The organism is Protofrankia sp. Cas3 (genome assembly GCF_963555955.1).
In the GTDB taxonomy this organism is placed as follows: Bacteria; Actinomycetota; Actinomycetes; order Frankiales; family Frankiaceae; genus Protofrankia.
On sequence record NZ_CAUVXP010000251.1, the window covers coordinates 1 to 5,423 of the forward strand.

The window sequence follows — 5,423 nt, forward strand, 5'->3', positions numbered from 1 at the left end:
GATCCGACCAGGAACTGGCCGGCATCCTGGCGCTGGCCGAGCAGCTCTACGAGCGCGGCCTGCCAGCGCGGCTGGCCGAGCGCGTCGCGTGGCTCGACGCGATGAGCCCGGCACTCGACATCGTCGACGTGGCCCTGCGCAACGACCTCGAACCGGGAGACGTACTGCACGTCTACACCGCCATCGGAACGAATCTGGGCCTGGGACGCCTGGGCCTGGCACACCTCATCGGCCGCGGTGCGCAGCTACCGGGTCAGTCGTACTGGGAGCACATCGCGGCCGCGACCCTGCGGGCGGACGTCGCCCGCGCCCGGTCGGAGCTGACCGAGGCGGCCATGGCCACGCCCGAGTTCGACCTGGACGCGGCCATCGACCGGATCACCACCGGAGCCCGGGCCGACCGGGTACGCGCCGTCGTCGACGACGTGACCGCGGCACCGCGCCTGACCAGCGCCATGATCTCCGTCGTGGCAGGTCGGCTGAGCGAGCTGATCCCCAGACGGTGACCGATGCGCTCCGCGCCCGGGCGAGGGCCGTTCAGGCCTTCTCGCAGGACTTCTCCCCGACCTTCCTGCACACCTCCCGCACTTTGTCGTAGGCGGCGTCGTCGAGGGACCCGAAACCGTACGAATATCCGTCGGCGATGACACATGCACCCTCGCAGAACCCGTTCGCCCGCAGGTAGTCGGCATTGGCTTTCTGCTGCAATGCCGCGACCAGCTGTTCGCGCAGGGTCGCCGGCAGATCGTTGGCGATCACCATTGGGCCGCCGGGAATCATCTCGGACTTCCAGACAACCTTAAGCTCATCAGGCTTGAGCTGCTCCTGCACGAGTAGTCGGCGGTCGACGATCGTGTTGTAGGCGAAGCCAGCGTCACACTGTCCGTTCGACACCGCGATCGCCGAGAGGTCATGACCATGCGTAAAGTCTGGGACGATATCCCGCTCCACCGAGATGCCCACATCCTGTAACGCGGCTTTCGGGTACAGGTATCCGGATGCGGAGTTCTCGTCGACGAAACAGATCTTCTTGCCGCGGAAATCGGCGAGACGGTTGATCGAGGAATTGACGCGGGTGATGCCGTAGGACTGATATTCGGGAATGTCTCCCTTCTGGGTGACCCGGGCCACGACGGCAGTGATCCGGGCACCCTGCTGTTTGGCGAGCACATATGAGAACGGTCCCAGCTCGGCTATCTGGACCTTTCCGGTACGGACGCCCTCGATGACCTCCGCGTAGTCGTGCGCCTCCCGGAATCGGATCTTCCTGCCGGTCTCGTGCTCCAGCATTCTGAGGACTGGTTGGAAGGATTCCTCCAGCGGTCCGGGCCGCTGGCTGGGAATCGCCATGAAGATCAGAGGTTCGATGGTGCCGTCCCCCTTGGGAACCTTGGGAGACGGGGTACAGCCGGCCACCAGGAGGAGAACGGCAGCGGCGGCCAGTCCGGCGACGAGGCTTCTCATCTACGTTCTCCATCTGCCTCAAGCGGTTTGTCGGGTGGGACAGGTGTCGCTGTAGGGCAGCCCCGGGATGTAGCGGGCCCACTCGTCCCGGTCGAGCCCTTGTCCTGCGATGGAACACGCATGGTCTACCGCGTCTCTCCGGAGGTTGGTGAGACCCGTGAGATCCCACAAAATCACCGTACCGTCAGCGCTACCGGTGGCCAGAGTACGCCCGTCCGGCGCAAAAGCCACCGAATTCACCGACTTGAGATGACCCGCAAGGGGCTGGCCGAGCGGCCGCGGCCTGCTCCGATCAGCCACGTCCCACAAGATAGCCGTCTTATCGGCGCTACCGGTGGCCAGAGTACGCCCGTCCGGCGCAAAAGCCACCGAATTCACCGACTTGAGATGACCCGCAAGGGGCTGGCCGAGTCGCCGCGGCCTGCTCCGATCAGCCACGTCCCACAAAATGACCGCACCGTCGTAGCCGGCAATGGCCAGGGTGCGTCCGTCGGGCGCGAAGGCCGCGCCAGTCACCGGTGTTCGATGGCCGGTGAGGGGTTGGCCGAGTTGTCGCGAATGGTCGCCGTCCGTGACGTCCTCCAACGTCACATCGCCGTCCGGGTCGCCGCCGATGACACGGGTCTTCCCGTCCGGCGACGACGCGAGAGACGTCACCACATCACGGTGGCCGGCCCGACTTTGTTCGAGTGATCGGGGGTGGGCCGGGTCGGTGATGTCCCATCGAATATCGGAACCGTCGGAGCCGCGGCTGACCAGCGTGCTCCCGGCGAAAGAAACCGAGATCACCGGACCGTTGTGGCCGGTCAGGGGCTGCCCGAGCTGCTCAGGCCGGTTGACCAGATCCCAGATGATCGCGGTGCCGCCGCCGGTGGCCAGCATCCGCCCGTCCGGAGCGAACGTCACGGAATACACCGGTCCATGGTGGCCGGCCAGCGGCGACCCGACCTGGCGGGGACGGCTTGGATCGGCGACATCCCACAGAAGTGCGATACCGTCGCCGCCGGTGGTCGCCAGAGCATGTCCGTCGGGCGCGAATGCCACCGACGCCACAGGTCCGCTGTGTCCGGTCATGGCTTGTTTGACTCGGGCGTTGGTCGGGTCACTGACGTCCCACAGCAGCACAGTGCCGTCGTCCCCGCCGGTGGCCAGCGTCCGCCCGTCGCGAGCGAACATCGCGGCATGCACCACGCCCTGATGGCCGACCAGCGACCCGACCCGACAAGGACAGTGTGGATCGGCGACGTCCCACAGCAACGCGATACCGTCACTGCTGGTGGTCGCCAGCGTCCGCCCGTCGGGCGCGAATGCCACCGACGTCACAGGTCCGCTGTGTCCGGTCAGGCGCGGGTCGGGTTCCAGTCGACGGGGGTTGACGCGGTCGGTGACATCCCACAGGTGCGGCGTGCCGTCGCCGTCGCCGACGGCCAACGTCCGCCCGTCCGGAGCGAAGGCAACCGAGGCCGCGCTGCCGCTGCTTGCGAGCAGGGCCTTTCCGAGCTCGTGGGCGCTGGCTCGGTCGGTCACATCCCACAGGATCGTGGTGCCGTCGTCGCCGCCGGTGGCCAGCGTCCGCCCGTCCGGAGCGAAGACAACCGAGGCCACACTGTGTTGTCTGGTGAAGGGCTGTCCGAGGACGCTGGGTTGTCCGGGCGTGTCGACGCTGCCCCGGTCGGCAATGTCCCAGAGAAGCGTCCTGCCGTCGCTTCGACCGGTGGCCAGCGTCCGCCCGTCCGGGGCAAAGGCAACGGACGACACGGTGTCGCTGCCGTCGGTGAGGGTACCGCTGTAGCGGGTGGCTGCCAGGGTGTTGAGCAGGCCGGAACGGGTCTCGTCGCTCGGGTGGATGCGGTAGGCCGCGATACCGAGTTGCAGCGCGACGCGGGGATCGACGTCCCGAACGGCGTCGGCCTGCGCGACGACCTGCCGGGCGACTGCGATCTGTTGTTGTGCCCTGGCGTCCTGTTGCTTGACGACGGCCACAGCGACTCCGAACAGCGCGATAATCAGGAGAGCGGTGCTGACGATGGCCAACCGTCTGATTCGACGCACTCGGCGGCGTTCGGCGTCAGCGCGGGCCTTGTCGGTGTCGATGCTGGCGGACAGGAAAGCTCGGGCGGTCGGAGTGAGGCTGTCATGGCGCTCGGAGGAATCGGCCCACTCGCGGGCCAGGGCGAGCCGGCTGCCGCGGTAGAGCAGGTCGGGGTCATGTCCGCTGTCCTGCCAGGTGCCGGCGTCGTCGGAGAGGCGCTGTTCGACAATGAGGCCGGCCCGGTCGGTGTCGATCCAGGATCGCAGGGTCGGCCATGCATATAGTAACGCTTCGTGCGTGATCTGTACGGTTTCCTGCTCGATGGTGAGCAGACGGGCCTTGTCGGCGGCGAACGCGTCGAGCACCGCCTCGACGCTGCGCCCGTCGGGGTACTCGGCGATCAGTTCGGCGCGGGTACGACGACGTCGGGTGTCCTCACCTGCGTCGGCGCTGATGTACAGGAGGCGGAGCAGGAGCCAGCGGGCTGTGGTCTTACCGGTGTCGTCGAGTGCGGCGTAGACCCGTTCGGCTGTGGTGGCGACGGCTTTGTCGATGCCACCGGTCGCAAGGTAGCCCGCGGCGGTGAGCAGCCGATCGTCGCGGTGCTGCCAGGTGGCCAGCAACGCGTGGGACAGCAACGGTAACGTGCCGGCGCCGTGAAGACGGGCGGGTCCGACGCTGTCCACGGTCGCGCCGACACCGAGATCTCGCAGGAGGACGTCGACGAGGCCGTCTTCGAGATCGAGACCGACTTCCCGCGCGGGGCCGCGGATGACGTCGGTGAGATCGGCGCGGGTCATCGGTCCGACAAGGACCTGACCGTTGCTCAGCCCGTCGGCGAGCTCGGGGTACTCGGTGGCATGGCCGTAGAAGTCCGCGCGCATCCCGATGACGACCAGAGCAGGTGGCCGGGCGCCGTTGCCGGGGGTGCTGGCGGCGATGAGTGCCTGGACGAAGGCCCGCCGCTCGGCGTCGGGGATGTCGGCGGTGAACAGCTCCTCGAACTGGTCGACGACCAGCAGCATTCGCCGCGTCGGTGGGTCGCTGCCGGTCGTTTCCGGCTGGCCGCCGGTGTCGGGGGTCAGCAGTGCGGTCAGTCTGGCGAGTGGGTCGACACCTGGGATGATGACGTGGCACGGCCATGCCCATGAGCCGGGTACGTTCAGCTTGCCGGCGCGTACCGCCGGGATGAGTCCGGCGTGCAGCAGCGAGGACTTGCCCGCGCCGGAGGCACCCACGACCATTACCGGGCGGGGATCGGTGAGCCGGCCGGCGAGTCGTTCCAACAGTGTGGCGGTGAGCGCGTCACGGCCGAAGAAAAATCGTGCGTCGTTCGGGCCGTAGGCTTCCAGGCCCCGGTAGGGGCAGACATCCTCGACCGCGCCGGGCCTGGGAGTTTCCCGATCGTCGTCGGGCCGGCGAGGTCGGCGCGAGGGGGCGGGCGGGTGGTGGGCTCGATTGTCGGTGAGCAGGAGATCCCCGGCCCTACCGCCGGCGTTGCGGCGCGGTTCCGGCCGACCGGTGGCGGGCAGGACCCGGGCGAGGTAACGGTAGGCGTGTTCGAGAGTGAGCCGCGGCGGGCCGGTCGGATCACCGTCGGTCAGAAAGTCGATCAGTGCGCCGGTGAACGCGGTGTGTCGTTCGCCCGGCAGCGCCAGCGCGGCGGCCTCCGGCGCGGCGGCGGTGAGCAGGTAGCTGTCGCGGACGGCGGTCATCGCGAACACGTCGTCGGTACCGGTGAGCAGCGCCGCCGACGCCCGGCCGGAAAAACAGCAGTCCAGCACGACCACCACCGTCCGCGCCCGACAGTCGGCGAGGGTGTCGCGCAGCGTGCGGTAGGGCAGGGCCTGGTAGTGCGCCGCCGGTGACCGGGTCAGGTCAAGCGAGGCGGACGTGGCCAGGTGCAGCTCGCCGTCCGGGCTGAGCC

General features: G+C 68.3%; 2 protein-coding genes and 1 pseudogene. 1 reads left to right on the plus strand and 2 read right to left on the minus strand.

Features of this window, described 5'->3' with window-relative positions; all coding sequences use genetic code 11:
* Positions 1 to 506, plus strand: a pseudogene (locus U9983_RS26470) (glutamate dehydrogenase); the annotation flags it as partial.
* A 31-nt stretch (positions 507 to 537) separates the two neighbouring features.
* On the opposite strand, the gene U9983_RS26475 reads toward U9983_RS26470, so the two are convergent.
* Positions 538 to 1,464 (minus strand): phosphate/phosphite/phosphonate ABC transporter substrate-binding protein, encoded by a 927-nt coding sequence (locus U9983_RS26475; protein ID WP_322756618.1) that lies wholly within the window; start codon positions 1,462 to 1,464, stop codon positions 538 to 540.
* An 18-nt stretch (positions 1,465 to 1,482) separates the two neighbouring features.
* The coding region (locus U9983_RS26480) for a hypothetical protein (RefSeq protein ID WP_322756619.1) at positions 1,483 to 5,423 on the minus strand (3,941 nt) is incomplete at its 5' end.

Bases quoted from the DNA above. Each gene is read 5' to 3' on its own strand.
- U9983_RS26475 (WP_322756618.1), bottom strand. From the start codon at position 1,464: ATGAGAAGCCTCGTCGCCGGACTGGCCGCCGCTGCCGTTCTCCTCCTG.